The following is a 17462-nucleotide window of genomic DNA, read 5'->3' as shown; positions in this document are numbered from 1 at the left end:
CGTCCGGCGACGGGCGATGATCCCACCAGGGGAATGAAGGAGTCTGGAGAACATGCCGGTATCGGTCACCATGCCCCGGCTCGGCGAGAGCGTCACCGAGGGCACCGTCACGCGCTGGCTCAAGCAGGAGGGTGACACCGTCGAGGTCGACGAGCCCCTGCTCGAGGTGTCGACCGACAAGGTCGACACCGAGATCCCGTCCCCCGCGGCGGGCGTGCTGAGCCGGATCGTGGTCGGCGAGGACGAGACCGCCGAGGTCGGCAGCGAGCTGGCGGTCATCGCCGGCGAGGGCGAGGACGCGGGCGCGGCTCCCACGGAGAAGGCCGAGCCGGCCACCGAGCCGACGGCCGCCGCCGAGGGCACCGGCCCCGAGCCGGAGCAGGCCCAGGAGGCCGAGGAGGCCGCCGCCGAGCCGGGCGCCGAGGCCGAGCAGCCGGCCGTCGAGGAGCCGGCCGAGCCCGCCGCGCCGTCGGGCGAGGGCACGCCGGTGACCATGCCGGCCCTGGGCGAGAGCGTCACCGAGGGTACTGTCACCCGCTGGCTCAAGCAGGTCGGCGAGACCGTCGAGGTGGACGAGCCGCTGCTGGAGGTCTCCACCGACAAGGTCGACACCGAGATCCCGTCGCCGGTCGCCGGCACGCTGCAGGAGATCAAGGTCGCCGAGGACGAGACCGCCGACGTCGGCGCTGTGCTGGCGATCGTCGGGGTGGCCGGCGCCGCGCCCGCGAAGGCGAAGCCCGAGGCGAAGCCCGAGGCGAAGCCCGAGCCGAAGCCCGAGCCGAAGGCCGAGGCGAAGCCCGAGCCGAAGCCGGAGCCGAAGGTCGAGGAGCCCACGCCGGGCGCGTCCTACAACGAGCCGGCCGCCGAGGCGGAGCAGGCCGCGCAGCCGGCCAAGGCCGAGCAGGCGGCCCAGCCGGCCGCGCCGGCCGCCGCGCAGCGCCCGAGCGTTCCGTCCGAGTACGGCGAGGACGCCGCCGGGTACGTGACGCCGCTGGTGCGCAAGCTCGCCGCCGAGCACGGCGTGGACCTGGGCTCGATCAAGGGCACCGGCGTGGGTGGCCGCATCCGCAAGCAGGACGTGCTGGAGGCGGCCGAGAAGGCGAAGGCCGCCAAGCCCGCGCCGGCCGCCGCCGCTGCCCCGTCCGCACCCGCCCCGGCCAAGCCGGCCGCCAAGCCGGAGCCGAGCGCCAAGCGGGGCACCGCGGAGAAGCTGCCGCGGATCCGTTCGATCATCGCCAAGCGTCTCCAGCAGTCGCTGCACGAGACGGCGCAGCTGACCACCGTCGTCGAGGTCGACGTCACCAAGGTCGCCAAGCTGCGGGCGCGGGCCAAGGACTCGTTCCAGGCCAAGCACGGCGTGAAGCTGTCCTTCCTGCCGTTCTTCGCGGTGGCCGCGATCGAGGCGCTCCAGACGTACCCGATCATCCAGGCCAGCATGGACCTGGACGGCGGGACGATCACCTACCCGGGCGCCGAGCACCTGGGCATCGCGGTGGACACCGAGCGCGGGCTGCTCACGCCGGTCATCCACAACGCCGGTGACTTGAACATGGGTGGCCTGGCCAAGCGGATCGCCGACCTGGCCGAGCGCACCCGGGCCAACAAGATCACCCCGGACGAGATGGCCGGGGCGACGTTCACGCTCACCAACACCGGCAGCCGGGGCGCCCTGTTCGACACCCCGATCGTGCCGTCGCCGCAGTCGGCGATGCTCGGCACGGGTGCCGTGGTGAAGCGTCCGGTCGTGGTGAACGATGCTGAGCTGGGCGAGGTCGTGGCGATCCGCTCGATGGTCTACCTGGCTCTGTCGTACGACCACCGGCTGATCGACGGTGCCGACGCGGCCCGCTTCCTCACCGCGGTGAAGGAGCGGCTGGAGGGCGGCAACTTCGAGGCCGAGCTGGGTCTGTAGATCCGAGACGGCGAGGGGGCGCGCGGCGACATGCCGCGCGCCCCCTTCCTCGTTTCCGCGGGTCAGCCGCGCAGGTGCGCCTCGGAGACGGTCCAGAGCTGCTCGGCGGCCTCCGGGTCCCGGGCGTACGCGGCCCAGCCGGTGCGAGTGCCCGGCTGGTTCGGCCCGGCCTCCTGGCAGTCCTCGAAGTACCGGCCGCCGACGCCGTCGAGCAGCGGCGAGGTGGCGACCAGCACCGAGGTCGCCGCGCCCTGCTCCGGGGTCTTGAAGGCGGCCGCGTTGCCGCTGCGCATCCGCGCCAGCTCCTCCTCGCTGATGTAGCGCTGGAGGTTGGTCCGGATCGCGCCCGGCATCAGCGCGTTGGTGTAGATGCCGTCGTCGGCCCAGCGGCGGGTCGCCTCCACCGCGAACAGCACGTTCGCGGTCTTGGACTGCCCGTACGCCAGCCACGGGTCGTACGGCCGCTGCCGGAAGTGGATGTCGGAGAACACCACCGGCGAGCGCAGGTGCGCCGCCGAGCTGACCGAGACGATCCGCGCGCCGTCGGCCGCGGCGAGCGCCGGGCGCAGCCCGGTGGCGAGCGCGAAGTGCCCGAGGTGGTTGGTCGCGAACTGCATCTCCCAGCCCTGCTCGGTGCGCATCTCGGGCGAGGCCATGATCCCGGCGTTGTCGACGAGCATGTGCAGTGGCCCGTCCCAGGTGCGGACGAACGCGGCCACCGAGGCGAGGTCGGCGAGGTCGAGCGGGGCGACCAGGATCCGGTCGTTGCCGGTGGTGCCGATGATGTCGTCGGCGGCGCGCTGTCCGGCCTCGGTGTTGCGGACGGCGAGTGTGACGTCGGCTCCGGCGGCGGCGAGCGCGCGGGCGGTCTCCACGCCGATCCCGGAGGCGCCGCCGGTGACGACGGCCCGCCGGTCGGTCAGGTCCAGGTCGCGGACCACCTCCAGGGCTGTTGTCTCGGCGGAGAACGGGGTGGTGACTGGTGTCGAGCTGGTCATGGTCCATCCTTGTCGACGGCGACGCGGACCGATGTCCGCCCGCTACGATGAGAAGCGGAGGATCCTCCGTTACTCCGCCAGCATAATCGGAGGGGGCTCCGGTTACCATCGTGCCGGGCCGGCGACCCGGTCGAGGGAGGAGTGCCCGTGCCCGACCGACAGCTGCGCGCGGACGCGCTGCGCAACCGGCAGCGGCTGCTGGACGCCGCGGTCCAGGCGTTTTCCCAGGACGGCCCGGAGGTAACGCTGGACCGGGTCGCCAAGGACGCCGGCGTCGGCATCGGCACGCTCTACCGCCACTTCCCGAGCCGGGAGGCACTGATCGAGGCGGCGTACCGCAACGAGCTGGAGAAGCTCTGCGACGCCGCTCCGGCGCTGCTCGCGGCCCAGCCCGCCGACGCGGCGCTACGCGCCTGGATGGACCGGTTCGTCGACTACCTCGCCACCAAGCGGGGCATGGCCGACGCGCTGCGGCTGGTCATCGCCTCCGGCGCCAACCCGTACGCGCAGAGCCGCGACCTGCTGCTCGCCGCGCTCGGGGCGCTGCTCGCGGCGGGCGCCGCAGCGGGCGTCGTACGCGCCGACGTGGCCGCCGCCGACGTGCTCGCCAGCCTCAGCGGGGTCTCCCTGGTGGCGGGCGAGCCGGACCAGCGTGCCCAGGCCGGACGCCTGCTCGACCTGCTGATGGACGGGTTGCGCCACCGGCCGGGCTGACCGGAATCGGCCCGCGGCCCGGACCGGCGCTGACAGACTCGGCCGGTGGGCTCGTACGGGTGGCGGGGACGCCTGGGGCCGGCCGTGCCGGTGGCCCCGGGCGCCCGGGTCGACCGGTTCGAGATCTTCTTCGACCTGGTCTTCGTCTTCTCGTTCTTCATCATCACCCGGGCCACCGCGCTCGAGGTGACCGGCGGGGCGCTGCTGCACGCGCTGCTGGTCCTCGCCGTGCTCTGGTGGTCGTGGGTGGTGCACAGCGTGGTCGCCACCCGGGTACGCCTCGGCGAGGGCTTCGTCCCGGTGCTCATGACAGTCGGCATGGCCGCGCTGTTCACGTTCGCGCTGTCGCTGCCGCACGCGTTCCGCGACCCGCGCGGCAACGAAGCCGGGCCGATGGTCGCGGCGCTCAGCTACACCGTCCTGCGGCTGGTGCACCTGCTGCTCTACCGGCACGCCGTCCGGGACAGCCCGAACGAGCGCCGGCAACTGATCCGGTTCGCCCCCGAGGTGGTCGGCAGCACCGCGCTGCTGCTGGTCGCCGCGCTGCTACCGCCGAGGATCGACGACCTGTTCTCGGCGGCGGTGCTGCGGGACGTGCTGTGGGCCGGCGTCATCCTGCTCCAGTACGGCACCGGCATCCTCGCCGGCACGTGGGGCTGGGGCGTCGCGTCCGCCGAACACTGGACCGAGCGATACGACCTCATCCTGATCATCGCGCTCGGCGAGTCGGTCATCTCCGTCGGCGTGGGCAGCAATCTGCTCGGCCAGCCGCCCACCTGGCCGGCCGTGGCGGCGGCGGTGCTCGGCATCTTCTTCACCGCCGCGCTCTGGTGGGCGCACTACGACATGGTCGGGCCGGCCGCCCGGATCGCCCTGCACGTCGCGCAGGACGGTCCCCGGGTGGCGATGGCCCGGGACGCGTACGCATACCTGTTCCTGCCGATGATCGCGGGCATCATCCTGTTCGCGCTCGGCGCCGAGACGATCGTGCACGGGATCGCCGACCCGAACGTGCCGCCGAGCGAGCCGGCACACGGTCCGGGCGTGCCGCTGCTGTACGGCGGCGTGATCTGCTACCTGTGCGGCAACATGCTGTTCCAGCTGCGCACCCTGCGCACGGTGAGCTGGACCCGGGTCGGGACGGTGCTGCTGCTCGGCGTGGCCATCCCGGTCGCGGAGCGGGTGCCGGGGCTGGCCGCGCTGGGCATGCTGACCGCCCTCACAGTGGGCATGGTGGCCGTCGAGGTGATCGTCTTCGCCGAGGGCCGGCAGGCGCTGCGCAAGCTGGTCTTCGAGGAGCGCGCCAGCCACGAGGCGCACGAGGCGGCCTGGCGGGCCCGGTGGCACGAGCAACCCGAGGACCGCGACGCGAACGGATGAACCCCGCCGTGTGACGTTCGGCCGTCGGCAGAATCGGCGCGTGCGGGGTGGCCGGCGGCGCGGCGTGCGCCGATGCTGAGGCGATGGCGACCTTCTCCGTACAGGCGCAGCCCACCGACGCGGCGAGCTGGACCGAGCTGGCCCGTACCGTCGAGGCGGCCGGCTTCGACGCGCTGTTCGCAGCCGACCACCCCGGCTCCTGCGCGTCGCCGTTCGTCGCGCTGGCCGCCGCGGCGGCCGTGACCAGCAGGCTGGGCCTCGGCTCGTACGTCTCCAACGCCGGCGTACGCGAGCCGATCCTGCTCGCCGCCGACGTGGCCACCCTGGACGTGGTCTCCGGCGGGCGGGCCCGGCTCGGCGTCGGCGCCGGCCACACGCCGGCCGAGTGGCGGGCCGTCGGGCGCGAGCGCCCGGACGTCGCCGGCCGGGTACGCCGCTGCGTCGAGGTGGCCGAGGCGGTCCGGGCGCTGCTGGCCGGCGACGAGGTCACCGTGGACACCGGGGACCTGACGACGTACGCGGCACGGCTCGACCGGCCCCGCCCGGTCCAGGACCGGATCCCGCTGACCGTCGGCGCTTCCAACTCGACGCTGCTGCGCTGGGCCGGAAGGCACGCCGACGTGGTCGGCCTGGCCGGCTTCGGCCGTACGCTGCCCGACGGCCACCAGCACACCGTCCGGTGGCGGGCCGACCAGATCGAGGCGCAGCTCGCGCACGTGGCGGCCGGAGCGGCCGGCCGGGAGACGCCGCCGGTCCTGGAGGCGCTGGTCCAGCACGTCGCCGTCACCGACGACGCGGAGGCGGCCGCCGCCGGGACGGCCGCCGAGACCGGGCTCACCCCGGCGGAGGTGCTGGCCACCCCGTTCGTGCTGGCCGGGACGCCCGCCGAGATCGTCTCTGCCGTGGCCGGGCACCGGCGCCGCTGGGGCGTCACCCGCTTCGTGGTACGCGCCGGGGCCGTCGACGCGCTCGCCCCGCTCCTGCCCCGGCTGGCGGGAAAAGAGCTGGACTTCGAGCACACTCGAAAGTGAACACTGGGCGCATGACGACGACACGACGGCTGGGCCGCAGCGGCATCGAGGTCAGCGCGATCGGTATGGGCTGCTGGGCGATCGGCGGCCCGCTCTGGGACGGCACCCAACCGCTCGGCTGGGGCGAGGTGGACGACGACGAGTCGGTGCGTACCGTCCACCGGGCGCTCGACCTGGGCGCGACGCTGTTCGACACCTCCAGCAACTACGGCGCGGGGCACAGCGAGCGGGTGCTCGGGCGCGCGCTCGCCGGCCGCCGGGACCGCGCGGTCATCGCCACCAAGTTCGGCTATCCCACGGACGAGGCGACCCGCCAGGCGCTCGGCGAGGACGCCAGCCCTGACTACGCACGGCGCAGCCTGGAGGGTTCGCTGCGCCGGCTCGGCACCGACCACGTCGACCTCTACCAGCTCCACCTGGGCGGCCTGCCGGTGCCGCGGGCGCTGGACCTCGTCGGCACCCTGGAGGACCTGGTCGCCGAGGGAAAGATCCGGGCGTACGGCTGGAGCACCGACGACCCCGCCTCGGCGCGCGCCTTCGCCGAGGCCGGACCGCACTGCTCGGCGATCCAGCACGACCAGTCGGTGCTGCGGGACAACGCCGCCATGCTCGCGGTCTGCGCTGAGTTCGACCTGGCCGCCCTGAACCGGGGGCCGCTGGCGATGGGCCTGCTCACCGCGAAGTACCAGGATGCTCCCACCGCCCGGGGCGACGACGACGTGCGCGGCGTGGCACCGGAGTGGCTGGACTGGTTCACCGGCGGCGTACCGCGCGCCGAGTGGGCCGAGCGGGTGGCCCGGGTCCGTGAGGCGCTGACCGCCGACGGCCGCACGCTCGCCCAGGGCGCGCTGGGCTGGCTGCTCGCCCGCAGCCCGCACACCCTGCCGATCCCCGGCTGCCGGACCGTCGGGCAGGCCGAGGAGAATCTCGGCGCGCTGGCGTACGGGCCGCTGCCGGAGGCAGCCTTCGCCGAGGTGGAAAGACTGCTCGCCGACCTGCGCACCGCCAAGGCCGACGCCTGACCAGCCAGGCCGGGCCGGCCGGCTGAGGGCGGCGCCGGTACGCAACCGGTGGGCGTGACGAGTGAGTGATTTCGCTCAACGCATCCGAATCGCGCCGCGTACTCGAAGATGTGAGCATGCGGATCCTCATGGCCGGCGCGTCCGGTTTCCTCGGCACCCGACTGGTCGACTGCCTCACCGCGGACGGCCACCAGGTCACCCGCCTGGTCCGCCGCCCGCCACGCACACCCGTCGAACGGCAGTGGAACCCCTCCGCCGCACAGCTGGACCCGCAGTGTGTCGCCGACGCCGACGTGGTGGTGAACCTGGCCGGCGCCGGGGTGGGCGACAAGCGCTGGAACGACGAGTACCGGAAGGTGATCCGGACCAGCCGGGTGGACAGCACCACCACGCTCGCCATCACGATCGCCGGCCTGCCCGCCGCCGACCGGCCGACGGTGCTGCTGAACTCCTCCGCCGTCGGCTGGTACGGCAACACCGGCGACCGGACGGTAACCGAGGAGGCACCTGCGGGTGAGGGGTTCCTCGCCGACGTCTGCCGCGTCTGGGAGGCCGCGACCCGCCCGGCCGAGGACGCCGGCGTACGGGTGGTGCGCCTGCGTACCGGACTGCCGCTGCACCGCGACGGCGGCCTGCTCAAGCCGCAGCTGCTGCCGTTCCGGCTCGGCGTCGGCGGCAAGCTGGGCAACGGGCGGCAGTGGCTGCCGTGGATCTCGATGCGGGACTGGCTCGACGCCGCGAAGTTCCTGCTGAACCGCGACGGCATCGCCGGCGCAGTGAACGTGGTCGGCCCGGCGCCGGTCACCAACGCCGAGTTCACCAAGGAACTGGCCCGCCAACTGCACCGCCCGGCGATCATGCCGATCCCGGCGGTGGCGCTGAAGGTGGCGCTCGGCGGTTTCGCGCAGGAGGCGCTGACCAGCGCGCGGGTGCTGCCCGCCGTGCTCGACAAGGCCGGCTTCTCCTGGGCGCACCCGGACCTGGCGGGCGCGCTGCGCGCCGCCCTCTCCGAGTGACCGGCCGAGGGCGGCGCGACGCGGCGGATCAGCAGCCGATCACCCAGTACGCGGGCCCGGTCTGCTTCAGCGTGCTCTTGTAGAAGGTGTTGTAGAGGCCCATCCGCTGCCCGCTGCCGAGCGCGTAGGCGTAGCCACCGGACTGGTAGGCCCGCCCGGCCACGACGTGCGCGTAGTTGCTGGCGGTGACGCAGGCCGGCGCGCTGGTCGGCGTGGGCGAGGCGGTCGGCGTGGGCGAGGCCGTCGGCGTGGGTGACGCCGTGGCCGTCGGGGTCGGGCTCGGCGAGGCGCCGCCACCGCCGAGCCCGAAGAAGACCGCGTCCCGGTACGTCGAACAGATGGTGTCCAGGAAGTACGCCCCGGCGGTGCCGCACTGGTCCGCGCCCGTACCCGGGTCGACGGGGGTGCCGTGGCCCATCCCGGAGACCCGGTAGAGGCGGACCTGGTCGGCGCCGTAGACCTCCAGGCTCGTGCCGGCCGGCAGCGTGGACGTGCTGGTCGGGGTGGTCGACACGCCCAGCACGTTCGTCCACTGGTCCCGCGACTCGGCGGCGTTCGCGGTCGCCACGGTGGTGTCGCTGGTGCCGTGCCAGATCGCCACGCGGGGGCGCTTGCCGGTGTACCCGGGGTACGCGCCGCGGACCAGGTCGCCCCACTGCGCCGGGGTCTTGTCCACGCCCGGGTTCATGCAGCTGAACGCGGTGACGGTGCTGGTGGCGCAGCGGTACGGGATGCCGGCGATGATCGAGCCGCCGGCGAAGACGTCGGGGTAGGCGGCGAGCATGGCCGCGCTCATCGCGCCACCGGCGGAGAGGCCGCTGACGTAGACGCGGGCGCCGTCGGTGCCGTAGGTGGTCTTGGCGTAGTCGACCATCTGCTTGATCGACAGCGCCTCGCCCTGGCCGCGTGCGGTGTCACCGGTCTCGAACCAGTTGAAGCAGGAGTTGGCGTTGTTGCCGCTGGGCTGCTGCGGCGCGATGAGCGTGAACTTCCACTGGTCGGCGTACTTCTGCCAGCCGGAGTTGGTGACGTACGTCGAGGCGTTCTGCACGCACCCGTGCAGCAGCACCACGGCGGGCGCGCCGGTGGGCAGGCCGTCCGGGCGGTACGCGTACATGGCCAGGTTGCCGGGGTTGGAGCCGAACCCGGTGACCTGGGTCAGCGAGGCGGCCTGGGCGGGAAGGGCGGCGACCAGCGCGGTGGCCGCGGCCAGCACGACCCCGGCCGCCGCCCCGGCGACGCGGGCGATGAGGGATGAGGAGCGGGGCACGGGGACCTCCCGATCGTGGAATGTGAACTGAGTCACCTCCGAGTTGCCGAGACGTTACGGCCGCGTTTCGTCACACCGGAATGGCCGCCGCTCACACATTCACGGTCACCGAAGTGTGCGGCGAGTTCCGTGTCCGGGCGGTCTGCCCAGGTCCGGTTGGTAACGTCCGCTGCGTGCCCTCCTCCCCGTCCCCGGCCGCCGGCCCGGCGCCGACGCGCGTCCGCGACCGGCGCGCCGACCTGCTGGTCACGCTCGCCGCGCTGGCCCTGGCCCTCTGGGTGACGAGTGGCATGTGGCGGGATCCGAACAGCTGCGCGATCACCGTCAACTCCAGTGACCAGGCGCTGTTCGAGTGGCTGCTGGCGTTCGGCGGGCACGCGCTGACCCACGGGCAGAACCCGCTGTACACCACCTTGATCAACGTCCCGGACGGGGTGAACCTCGCGGTCAATACCTCGATCACCGTGTACGCGGCGGTCTTCGCGCCGTTGACGTACCTGATCGGGCCGCCCGCGACGTTCCTGGTGATCCTCACGCTCAACCTGGCCGCGACGGCGGTGGCCTGGTACTGGCTGCTCAGCCGGCATCTGGTCCGCAGCCGGCTGGCCGCCGGGGTGGGCGCGCTGTTCATCGCCTTCTGCCCGGCGATGGTGTCGCACGCCAACGCGCACCTGAACTGGACAGCGGGCTGGCTGGTGCCGCTGCTGATCTGGGGCGTGTTCCGGCTGCGCCGGCCGGGCCGGGCAGTCACCGGCGGGATCGTGCTCGGCCTGCTGGTGGCTGTCGCGTTCTCGATCGCCGCCGAAGGGCTGTTCTTCACCGCGCTGGCGCTCGGCGTGTTCCTCGCGGTGTGGGCGCTGCACCCGGCCCGCCGGTCCGAGGTACGCGCCGCGCTGCCCCGGATGGCGGCCGGGCTGGGCGTGACAGCGCTCGTCGCCGGGGCACTGCTGGCGTACCCGCTCTGGCTGCACTTCCTCGGACCGCAACGGTTCCACGGCACCGGGTTCGACCCGTTGATCCACTCCGAGGACATCGCCGCGTACGGGTCCTACCCGCGCCGGTCGCTCGCGGGCTGGGCCGGGTGGGGCACCTCGCTCGCGCCCAACCCGACGGAGGAGAACTCGTTCTTCGGCGTACCGCTGCTCCTGCTCGCCGCCGCCTGCTTCGCGCTGCTGTGGCGGCGCGCGGACCGCGCGTTCCGGGCCACCCTCGCGGCGCTCGGGGTGACCGCAGTGGTCTTCGCGGTGCTGTCGTGGGGCCCGACTGTGAAGTGGAACGGCCGCCGCTTCGACCAGACGCTGCCGTTCGGGGTGCTGGACAACCTGCCGGTGATCAACGCGGCGTTGCCGTCCCGGCTGGCGCTCGTGGTCGCGCCGGTCATCGGTCTGCTGCTGGCGTACGCGATCGACTCGCTGCATGCCCGGCCGCCACGGCACCGGGTAAGCGGGCTCGCCTGGGCGCTGGGCTTCGCCGCGGCGCTGCTGCCGCTGGTGCCCACGCCGCTGCTGACCAGCGTCCGCGAACCGATCCCGCAGTTCATCACCAGCGGCGCCTGGCAGCGCTACGTCCCGCCCGACGGGGTGCTGACGCCGCTGCCGCTGACCGTGGACGTCTACCCGGACGGGCAGCGCTGGCAGGCGTACGCGCTCGCCCACCGGCAGGGTGAGTTCCGGATCCCGTCCGGCTTCTTCCTCGGGCCCGGCGGGCCGGAGGGCCGGGGCCGGATCGGCCCGGTGCCGCGCACCTTCGACTCGCTGATGGACCAGGCGGGCCGGACCGGGCTGGTGCCGATCATCACCGACGGCAGCATCCGCGAGTCCCGGGCGGACCTGCGCTACTGGGGGGTCCAGGCGGTGGTGCTGCCGGACCGGGTGCACGGCGCCAAGTTCGACGTCGACGAGGAGGCGCTGCGGCGCACCGCCACCGCGCTGCTCGGCCCGCCCGAGCGGGTGGAGGACGTCTGGCTGTGGCGGGTGCCGGCCTGACCGTCGCCGTGTCCCCCGCGATGGCGACGAGGCTCACGGGTCCGGTTCCCGGAGGACGGGACTAGGCTGGACGGGTGAGCGTGACGACTTCCGGGCTGACCGCCGTCCGCGCAGGCCTGCTCGACTACCAGGCCGCCTGGGACGAGCAGCGTCGGCTGCACGAGGCGGTGGTGGCCGGCGAGCAGGGCGACACGGTGCTGCTGCTGGAGCACCCCAGCGTCTACACCGCCGGCAAGCGCACCGAGCCGTGGGACCGGCCGATGGACGGCACCCCGGTGGTGGACGTGGACCGCGGCGGGAAGATCACCTGGCACGGTCCGGGGCAGCTCGTCGGCTACCCGATCGTCCGGCTGCCCGACCCGGTCGACGTGGTCGCGTACGTCCGGCGCACCGAGCAGCTCCTGATCGACGTCTGCGCCGAGTTCGGGCTGTCCGCCGGCCGGGTCGAGGGACGCAGCGGCGTGTGGGTGCCGGAGGACGACCGGGGCCCGGCCCGCAAGGTCGCCGCCATCGGCATCCGGGTGGCCCGCGGCGTCACGCTGCACGGCTTCTCCGTCAACTGCGACTGCGACCTGGGCTTCTTCGACCGGATCGTGCCCTGCGGCATCCGCGACGCCGGGGTCACCTCGCTGACCGCCGAGCTGGGCCGGCCGATCACCGTCGCCGACGTGCTGCCGGTGGTCGAGCGGCACCTGCCGACGTTGACGCAGGTCTGAGCCCCGTGCGGCTCGACCTGGTCACGCTCGTCGTGACCGAGTACGACCCCGCGATCGCCTTCTTCACCGAGGTGCTCGGGTTCGAGCTGGCCGAGGACAAGCCGTCGCTGACGAACGACGGCCGGCCCAAGCGCTGGGTGGTCGTACGCCCGCCGGGCGGCGGCACCGGCCTGCTGCTGGCCCGTGCCGACGGCGAGCACCAGGCCGGCGCGGTCGGCGACCAGACCCACGGCCGGGTGGGCTTCTTCCTCCAGGTCGACGACTTCGAGGCGGTGCACCGCCGGATGGTCGACGCGGGCGTCGAGTTCGTCCGGCCGCCCCGCACCGAGCCGTACGGCCGGGTCGCGGTCTTCCGCGACATCGCCGGCAACTCCTGGGACCTGCTCGGCCCGGCCTGACCGCTCGGCGGCGCGGTGTGCGACCGGTCCGGATCGCCGCCCGCCCAGGGCCACCGCCCGCCCAGGCCCGCCGCCCACCCAGGCCCCGCCTCGCCGTCGGTCACGGTGAGTAACAAGGCTGCGCCCGCAGCATGTGGCCTCCCGCCGACTTTGCTCTGCAGCCGGATCCGCAACGGTCACTCCCGGTCAACCGCTGCGCCAGTGGCTGCAGAGCAAAGGGCGCAGACACCCTTCCCTCCCTCCCGAGGCCCGTCCGCCATAACCCCAGCTCAGCGCAATGCGTTGGCGTCGAGGGCAGCTCGACCACCCCGAAACAACCCTCACCGAGCGTGACCGCAAGGCCGAGCGACCTATCGTCACTCTCAGTGGCAGATTCGAGCCGATTCCGGAGAGCGGCGGCGAGACCGACGGTCCCGATGGCGAGCCCGCGCCCCGCCGTCAGGGCGTGAGGCGGTGCAGGTCGCGCGGGAAGGCGGTCACCTCCCGGACGTTCGCCGCCCCGGCCAGCCGGGCGACGAACCGCTCCAGCCCGATCGCGAAACCGCCGTGCGGCGGCATGCCGTGCCGGAACGCGTCCACGTACCCGGCGTACGGCTCCACCGGCTCGCCCCGCGCCGCCAGGGCGGCCAGGTAGTCGGCGTGCCGGTGCAGCCGCTGCCCGCCGGTCACCAGCTCCACGCCCCGGAACAGCAGGTCGAAACCGTTGGAGTACGCGGGCCGGGCCGGGTCCGGATGGGTGTAGAAGGGGCGCTTCGCCATCGGGTACCCGGTGACGAAGAGGAAGTCGCTGCCGTGCTCGCGGAGCGCCCACTCCCCCAGCGCCCGCTCGTGCGCCGGCGCAAGGTCGGGTTCGTCCGCCGGCGCTCCGGCGATCTTCAGCGCGTCGGTGAAGTGCACCGCCGGGATCTCGGCCGGCACCTCCGGCACCGTCACGCCGAGCGTCGCCAGCGCGCCACCGGCCCGCTCGCCGACCGTCGCCACCATCCCGGCCAGCGTCTCCCGCAGCACCGCCATGACGTCCCGGTGGTCGGCCACGAAGCCCAGCTCCACGTCGAGCGACGTGTACTGGGCCAGGTGGCGCACCGTGTCGTGCGGCTCGGCGCGGAACACCGGCCCCACCTCGTACACCCGCTCGAAGACGCCGACCATGAGCTGCTTGTAGAACTGCGGCGACTGCGCCAGGTAGGCCGGCCGCCCGAACCAGTCCAGCGCGAACACGTTAGCTCCGCTCTCGGTGGACGAGGCGACCACCTTCGGCGTGTGCACCTCGACGAAGCCCCGCCCGTCGAGCGTGGCCCGGAAGCCGGACACGGCCGCCGCCGAGATCCGCAGCGCGGCGGAGCGGACCGGGTGCCGCAGCGCGACCGGCGCGTGGTCGAGCTGGGTGGGCAGGGTGGCGGTGAGCACCGGCCGGTACAGGTCGAACGGGGGCGGGACGGCGGGCGGCCCGAGCGGACGTACCGTCGGCTCGACGACCTCGACCCCGGCGGGCGCGGTGGGGTTCGCGACCACCGTGCCGACGACCTCGACGACAGTCTCCTCGGTGAGCGCCTCGACCTGCTCCCGCACGGCGGGCGCGGCGACCACCACCTGGGCGAGCCCGGCGGCGTCCCGGACGATCAGGAAGGCCACCGACTTGAGCAGCCGGCGGCGGTGGACCCAGCCGGCGAGCCGCACTGTGGCGCCCACACGGGCGGGGAGTTCTGTGGACAGGATGCGTTGCACGACGACTACCTCCTTGACCAATCGCAACGCGATCCCCAGGGAGGTGTGGGCGAGCGGGAACCTCGCGGTGCCACCACACCTTCGCCCCCGCCAGGGCGGGAGCCTCGTTCGTCGCCTTTTCACCGGGGCCGGCCGGGCGGGCTCTACTGGGCGCGAAACGCCGTTCTTCCCGCAGCTCGGGAGGGTCTTCACGGACCGGCGCCAGGCCGCCTCACAGCAACCGGCGGCTCTCTCGACTGGCGGATCGGCCCGTTACTCGGCTCCGTCACAGCTCTGCCCGGCACGCTAGCACCGCACGCGCCGCGCTGTGACCGGGTTTTTTCGCCCCTGGTGTCCGGTGTCACAGCCATTCCGGCGTGACGGCCGTCGCCCTCGTTCATCGACCGGCACCGACCGGCGTACGCTCGGTTTTGTGACGATCGAGCAATCCGCGCCGACGACTGAGCAGCCAGCGCGCACCGCGACTGTCGCCCCGGAGGGGCGGCGGATGCTGCGGATCGAGGCGCGCAACGCCGAGACGCCGATCGAGCGCAAGCCGCCGTGGATCAAGGTCAAGGCCAAGATGGGCCCGGAGTACACCCAGTTGCGCGGGCTCGTCTCGCGCGAAGGGCTGCACACCGTGTGCCAGGAAGCCGGCTGCCCCAACATCTACGAGTGCTGGGAGGACCGGGAGGCCACCTTCCTCATCGGTGGTGACCAGTGCACCCGGCGCTGCGACTTCTGCCAGATCGACACCGGCAAGCCGGCCGAGTTCGACGCCGACGAGCCGCGGCGCGTCGCCGAGTCGGTCGCCGCGATGGGTCTGCGCTACGCGACCATCACCGGTGTCGCCCGCGACGACCTGCCCGACGGCGGGGCCTGGCTCTACGCCGAGACGGTCCGGCAGATCCACGCGCTTCAGTCCGGCTGCGGTGTCGAGCTGCTGATCCCCGACTTCAACGCCGTGCCCGAGCAGCTCGCCGAGGTCTTCGGCTCGCGGCCCGAGGTGCTGGCGCACAACGTGGAGACCGTGCCGCGCATCTTCAAGCGGATCCGCCCGGCGTTCCGCTACGAGCGTTCGCTGGACGTGATCCGCCAGGCGCGGGCCGACGGCCTGGTCACCAAGAGCAACCTGATCCTCGGCATGGGCGAGGAGCGCGCCGAGGTGTCCCAGGCGCTGCGAGACCTGCACGAGGCGGGCTGCGAACTGATCACCATCACGCAGTACCTGCGCCCCTCCCCCCGGCACCACCCGGTGACCCGCTGGGTCAAGCCGGAGGAGTTCGTCGAGCTGCGCGAGGAGGCCGAGGAGATCGGCTTCGCGGGCGTGATGAGCGGTCCCCTGGTCCGCTCGTCGTACCGCGCGGGCCGCCTCTACCAGCAGGCGCTCGACGCCCGCCGGGAGGTCACCGTCGCCGGCTGAGGCCGGCCGACCACCGCGTCACCCGCCGCCGGCCGCCTGCCGGATGCCATGATCACAGGCATGACCGCCGGGGTACGCGAGGAGCCACGCGAAGCCGTGCGCCCTCGTACGCCCCGGCGGCTGCCGTTTCCCACTCTGCTCGCCCTGCTCGTCGGGTTCGCCGGTGTGGGCTACCGGCTGGCGCTGCTGTTCGCCGACGCGCCGCCCACCAACAGCGACGAGGCGACGATGGGGCTGGCCGCCCTGCACATCGCCCGCGGTGACGGCTTCCCGGTGTGGTTCTACGGCCAGGCGTACATGGGCACGCTGGAGGCGTACCTGGCCGCGCCGCTGGTCGCGCTGGCCGGACCGTCGGTGCTCGTGCTGCGGGTGCCCACGCTGGCGCTGTACGCGTTGTTCCTGCTGCTGTCCTGGCGGCTGACCCGGCGGCTCGGCGGTGACCGCTGGTACGCCCTGCTGGTGGTCGCCGTGCTGGCGCTCGGCGCGGACCGGGTGGTGAAGAACCAGCTGATCGCCGGTGGCGGCTACCCGGAGCTGAACCCGGCCGGTGCCGCGCTGGCGCTGCTGACGGTCGGGCTCTGCCTGACCGGGGCGGGCGCGCGGCTGCCCCGCTGGGCGGCCTGGGGACTGGTCGCCGGAGTGCTGCTCTGGGTGGATCCGCTGATCCTGCCGTACGTGCTGACGCTCGGCGCGCTGCTCGTAGCCCGCCGGTGGCGGGAGCTGGCCGGCCGGGCCGGGGTGGTGCTGGCCGGCGCACTGCTGCTGGGCGCGGCGCCGATGCTCGTGGACAGCATCCGGCACGGCCGCAACCCGGTGACCGCGGTACTGGCGGCCGGTGGCACGGGCACACCGGCCGACTGGGCGGACCGGCTGCACGGCGCGCTGGTCCTCGGGCCGCCGCTGGCGATGGGCTTCTGCTCCCCCGGCCGGTGTGCCACCTGGCAGCTCTGGTGGGCCGTCGTCTTCCCGGTGCTGCTGGTGCTCGCCGCGTTCACCGCGTGGCACACGCTTCGCCGTACCTCGGGCGGGCCGGGCTCACCGGAGCGGGTGCAGGCCGGGGTGCGGCTCGCGCTGCTCGGCGGCGCGGCGGGTGTGCTCGGCGCGTACGCGGTGAGCAACGCGGCCGGGCAGACGCCGATCGAGAGCAGCCGCTACCTGTCGTGCCTGGCGGTCGCCGTGCCGGCCCTGCTCTGGCCACTGTGGCAGGCCGCCCGCCCGCTCGCTGCTCACCGGCTGACGGCGCGCCGCCAGCTCGCCGAGGTGGCGGCATCAGACCGGCCCGCCGAACGCCAGCTCGCCGAGGTGGCGGCATCGGACCGGCCCGCCGAACGCCAGTTCGGCGAGGTGGCGGCATCAGACCGGCCCGCCGAACGCCAGTTCGCCGAGGTGGCGGCATCGGAGGAGGGTGGATACCGCCATCTCCCCGAAGTGGAGTCGATCAAGGCGGCGCGAGGGCGGAGGGCCCGGATGGCGGGGGTCGGGGCGCTGGCGGTTATCGCGGGGGTGCTCGGCACCGGCGTGGCGGCCACTGTGGACGTGGCGCGGACCGCGCCGGGCGTGCACGCCGAGGCGGACCGGCACCGGTCGCTCGTGGACACGCTCGGCGCGCTCGACGTGCGGAACGTCCGCGGCGGCTACTGGACGTGCAACCGGCTCACCTACGCGACAGGCGAGAACGTGCTCTGCGCCGTGGTCGACGACGACCTGACCCCCGGTTTCGACAGGCTGCCCGCGTACCGGCGGGAGGTGGCCGCCGACCCGGACGCGGCGTGGGTGGCACCGGCCGGCTCGCCGCTGGCCGCGCGGCTGGACGAACGCGTCGGCGCCGAATCGGACGCGCTCGACGTGGTCGCGGTGGCCGGCTGGCGGATCTACCTGCCCCGCCGCTGACGC

At 73.7% G+C, this 17462-nt stretch carries 14 protein-coding genes; 11 read left to right on the top strand and 3 right to left on the bottom strand.

The window, feature by feature from the left end:
- The first annotated feature begins 52 nt into the window (after nucleotides 1–52).
- Nucleotides 53–1912, top strand: a complete 1860-nt coding sequence (sucB, locus tag FB455_RS00380; RefSeq protein ID WP_145751742.1) for a 2-oxoglutarate dehydrogenase, E2 component, dihydrolipoamide succinyltransferase — start codon at nucleotides 53–55, stop codon at nucleotides 1910–1912.
- 62 nt (nucleotides 1913–1974) lie between these two features.
- On the opposite strand, the gene FB455_RS00375 is transcribed toward sucB, so the two are convergent.
- Nucleotides 1975–2910, bottom strand: coding sequence for an SDR family NAD(P)-dependent oxidoreductase (locus FB455_RS00375; RefSeq protein WP_047892935.1), 936 nt, complete (start codon nucleotides 2908–2910; stop codon nucleotides 1975–1977).
- Nucleotides 2911–3057: 147 nt separating this feature from the next.
- Here FB455_RS00375 and FB455_RS00370 point away from each other — a divergent pair, with 147 nt between their 5' ends.
- From FB455_RS00370 to FB455_RS00350, 5 genes are all read left to right on the top strand, one after another.
- Nucleotides 3058–3624 (top strand): TetR/AcrR family transcriptional regulator, encoded by a 567-nt coding sequence (locus tag FB455_RS00370; RefSeq protein WP_013475705.1) that lies wholly within the window; start codon nucleotides 3058–3060, stop codon nucleotides 3622–3624.
- Nucleotides 3625–3669: 45 nt separating this feature from the next.
- Entirely contained in the window at nucleotides 3670–5004 is a 1335-nt protein-coding gene (locus FB455_RS00365; RefSeq protein WP_114921059.1) for a low temperature requirement protein A, read from the top strand.
- A gap of 83 nt (nucleotides 5005–5087) precedes the next feature.
- Complete coding sequence (locus FB455_RS00360) at nucleotides 5088–6035, top strand: LLM class flavin-dependent oxidoreductase (RefSeq protein WP_145751739.1); 948 nt, start codon at nucleotides 5088–5090, stop codon at nucleotides 6033–6035.
- A gap of 11 nt (nucleotides 6036–6046) precedes the next feature.
- Nucleotides 6047–7057 carry an aldo/keto reductase gene (locus tag FB455_RS00355; RefSeq protein WP_145751737.1) on the top strand — a complete coding sequence of 337 codons (1011 nt, stop codon included), beginning with the start codon at nucleotides 6047–6049 and terminating at the stop codon, nucleotides 7055–7057.
- Between the two features lie 116 nt (nucleotides 7058–7173).
- Nucleotides 7174–8073: a TIGR01777 family oxidoreductase gene (locus tag FB455_RS00350; RefSeq protein WP_145751735.1), complete on the top strand. Its 900-nt coding sequence runs from the start codon at nucleotides 7174–7176 to the stop codon at nucleotides 8071–8073.
- Between the two features lie 28 nt (nucleotides 8074–8101).
- Here the strand turns inward: FB455_RS00350 and FB455_RS00345 are convergent, their stop codons facing one another.
- Complete coding sequence (locus FB455_RS00345) at nucleotides 8102–9343, bottom strand: extracellular catalytic domain type 1 short-chain-length polyhydroxyalkanoate depolymerase (protein WP_145751732.1); 1242 nt, start codon at nucleotides 9341–9343, stop codon at nucleotides 8102–8104.
- Nucleotides 9344–9516: 173 nt separating this feature from the next.
- Between FB455_RS00345 and FB455_RS00340 the strand changes: the two genes are divergently transcribed.
- The 3 genes from FB455_RS00340 to FB455_RS00330 all read left to right on the top strand — a co-directional run bounded on the left by FB455_RS00340 (nucleotide 9517) and on the right by FB455_RS00330 (nucleotide 12442).
- Nucleotides 9517–11328, top strand: a complete 1812-nt coding sequence (locus tag FB455_RS00340; RefSeq protein ID WP_186466360.1) for a DUF6311 domain-containing protein — start codon at nucleotides 9517–9519, stop codon at nucleotides 11326–11328.
- Between the two features lie 74 nt (nucleotides 11329–11402).
- A complete protein-coding gene (gene lipB, locus FB455_RS00335; protein ID WP_030273076.1) occupies nucleotides 11403–12044 on the top strand; it encodes a lipoyl(octanoyl) transferase LipB in 642 nt (213 codons plus the stop codon).
- Nucleotides 12045–12049: 5 nt separating this feature from the next.
- Nucleotides 12050–12442, top strand: coding sequence for a VOC family protein (locus FB455_RS00330; RefSeq protein WP_013287741.1), 393 nt, complete (start codon nucleotides 12050–12052; stop codon nucleotides 12440–12442).
- 438 nt (nucleotides 12443–12880) lie between these two features.
- Here the strand turns inward: FB455_RS00330 and aspS are convergent, their stop codons facing one another.
- Nucleotides 12881–14167 (bottom strand): aspartate--tRNA(Asn) ligase, encoded by a 1287-nt coding sequence (gene aspS, locus FB455_RS00325; RefSeq protein WP_013287742.1) that lies wholly within the window; start codon nucleotides 14165–14167, stop codon nucleotides 12881–12883.
- A 412-nt stretch (nucleotides 14168–14579) separates the two neighbouring features.
- Here aspS and lipA point away from each other — a divergent pair, with 412 nt between their 5' ends.
- Both lipA and FB455_RS00315 read left to right on the top strand, forming a co-directional pair.
- Entirely contained in the window at nucleotides 14580–15569 is a 990-nt protein-coding gene (lipA, locus tag FB455_RS00320; protein ID WP_013287743.1) for a lipoyl synthase, read from the top strand.
- 60 nt (nucleotides 15570–15629) lie between these two features.
- Nucleotides 15630–17459, top strand: coding sequence for a DUF423 domain-containing protein (locus tag FB455_RS00315; RefSeq protein ID WP_486481483.1), 1830 nt, complete (start codon nucleotides 15630–15632; stop codon nucleotides 17457–17459).
- Nucleotides 17460–17462 lie beyond the last annotated feature (3 nt).

This window comes from Micromonospora sp. CNZ296 (genome assembly GCF_007827635.1).
Note: the sequence above shows the minus strand (reverse complement) of the source record. Positions and strands in the feature narration are given on the sequence as shown.

Excerpts from the sequence above, each read along its gene's own strand:
- sucB (WP_145751742.1), top strand. The coding sequence starts at position 53 with ATGCCGGTATCGGTCACCATGCCCCGGCTCGGCGAGAGCGTCACCGAG.
- FB455_RS00375 (WP_047892935.1), bottom strand. The coding sequence starts at position 2,910 with ATGACCAGCTCGACACCAGTCACCACCCCGTTCTCCGCCGAGACAACA.
- FB455_RS00360 (WP_145751739.1), top strand. The coding sequence starts at position 5,088 with ATGGCGACCTTCTCCGTACAGGCGCAGCCCACCGACGCGGCGAGCTGG.
- FB455_RS00355 (WP_145751737.1), top strand. The coding sequence starts at position 6,047 with ATGACGACGACACGACGGCTGGGCCGCAGCGGCATCGAGGTCAGCGCG.
- FB455_RS00350 (WP_145751735.1), top strand. The coding sequence starts at position 7,174 with ATGCGGATCCTCATGGCCGGCGCGTCCGGTTTCCTCGGCACCCGACTG.
- FB455_RS00315 (WP_486481483.1), top strand. The coding sequence starts at position 15,630 with ATGACCGCCGGGGTACGCGAGGAGCCACGCGAAGCCGTGCGCCCTCGT.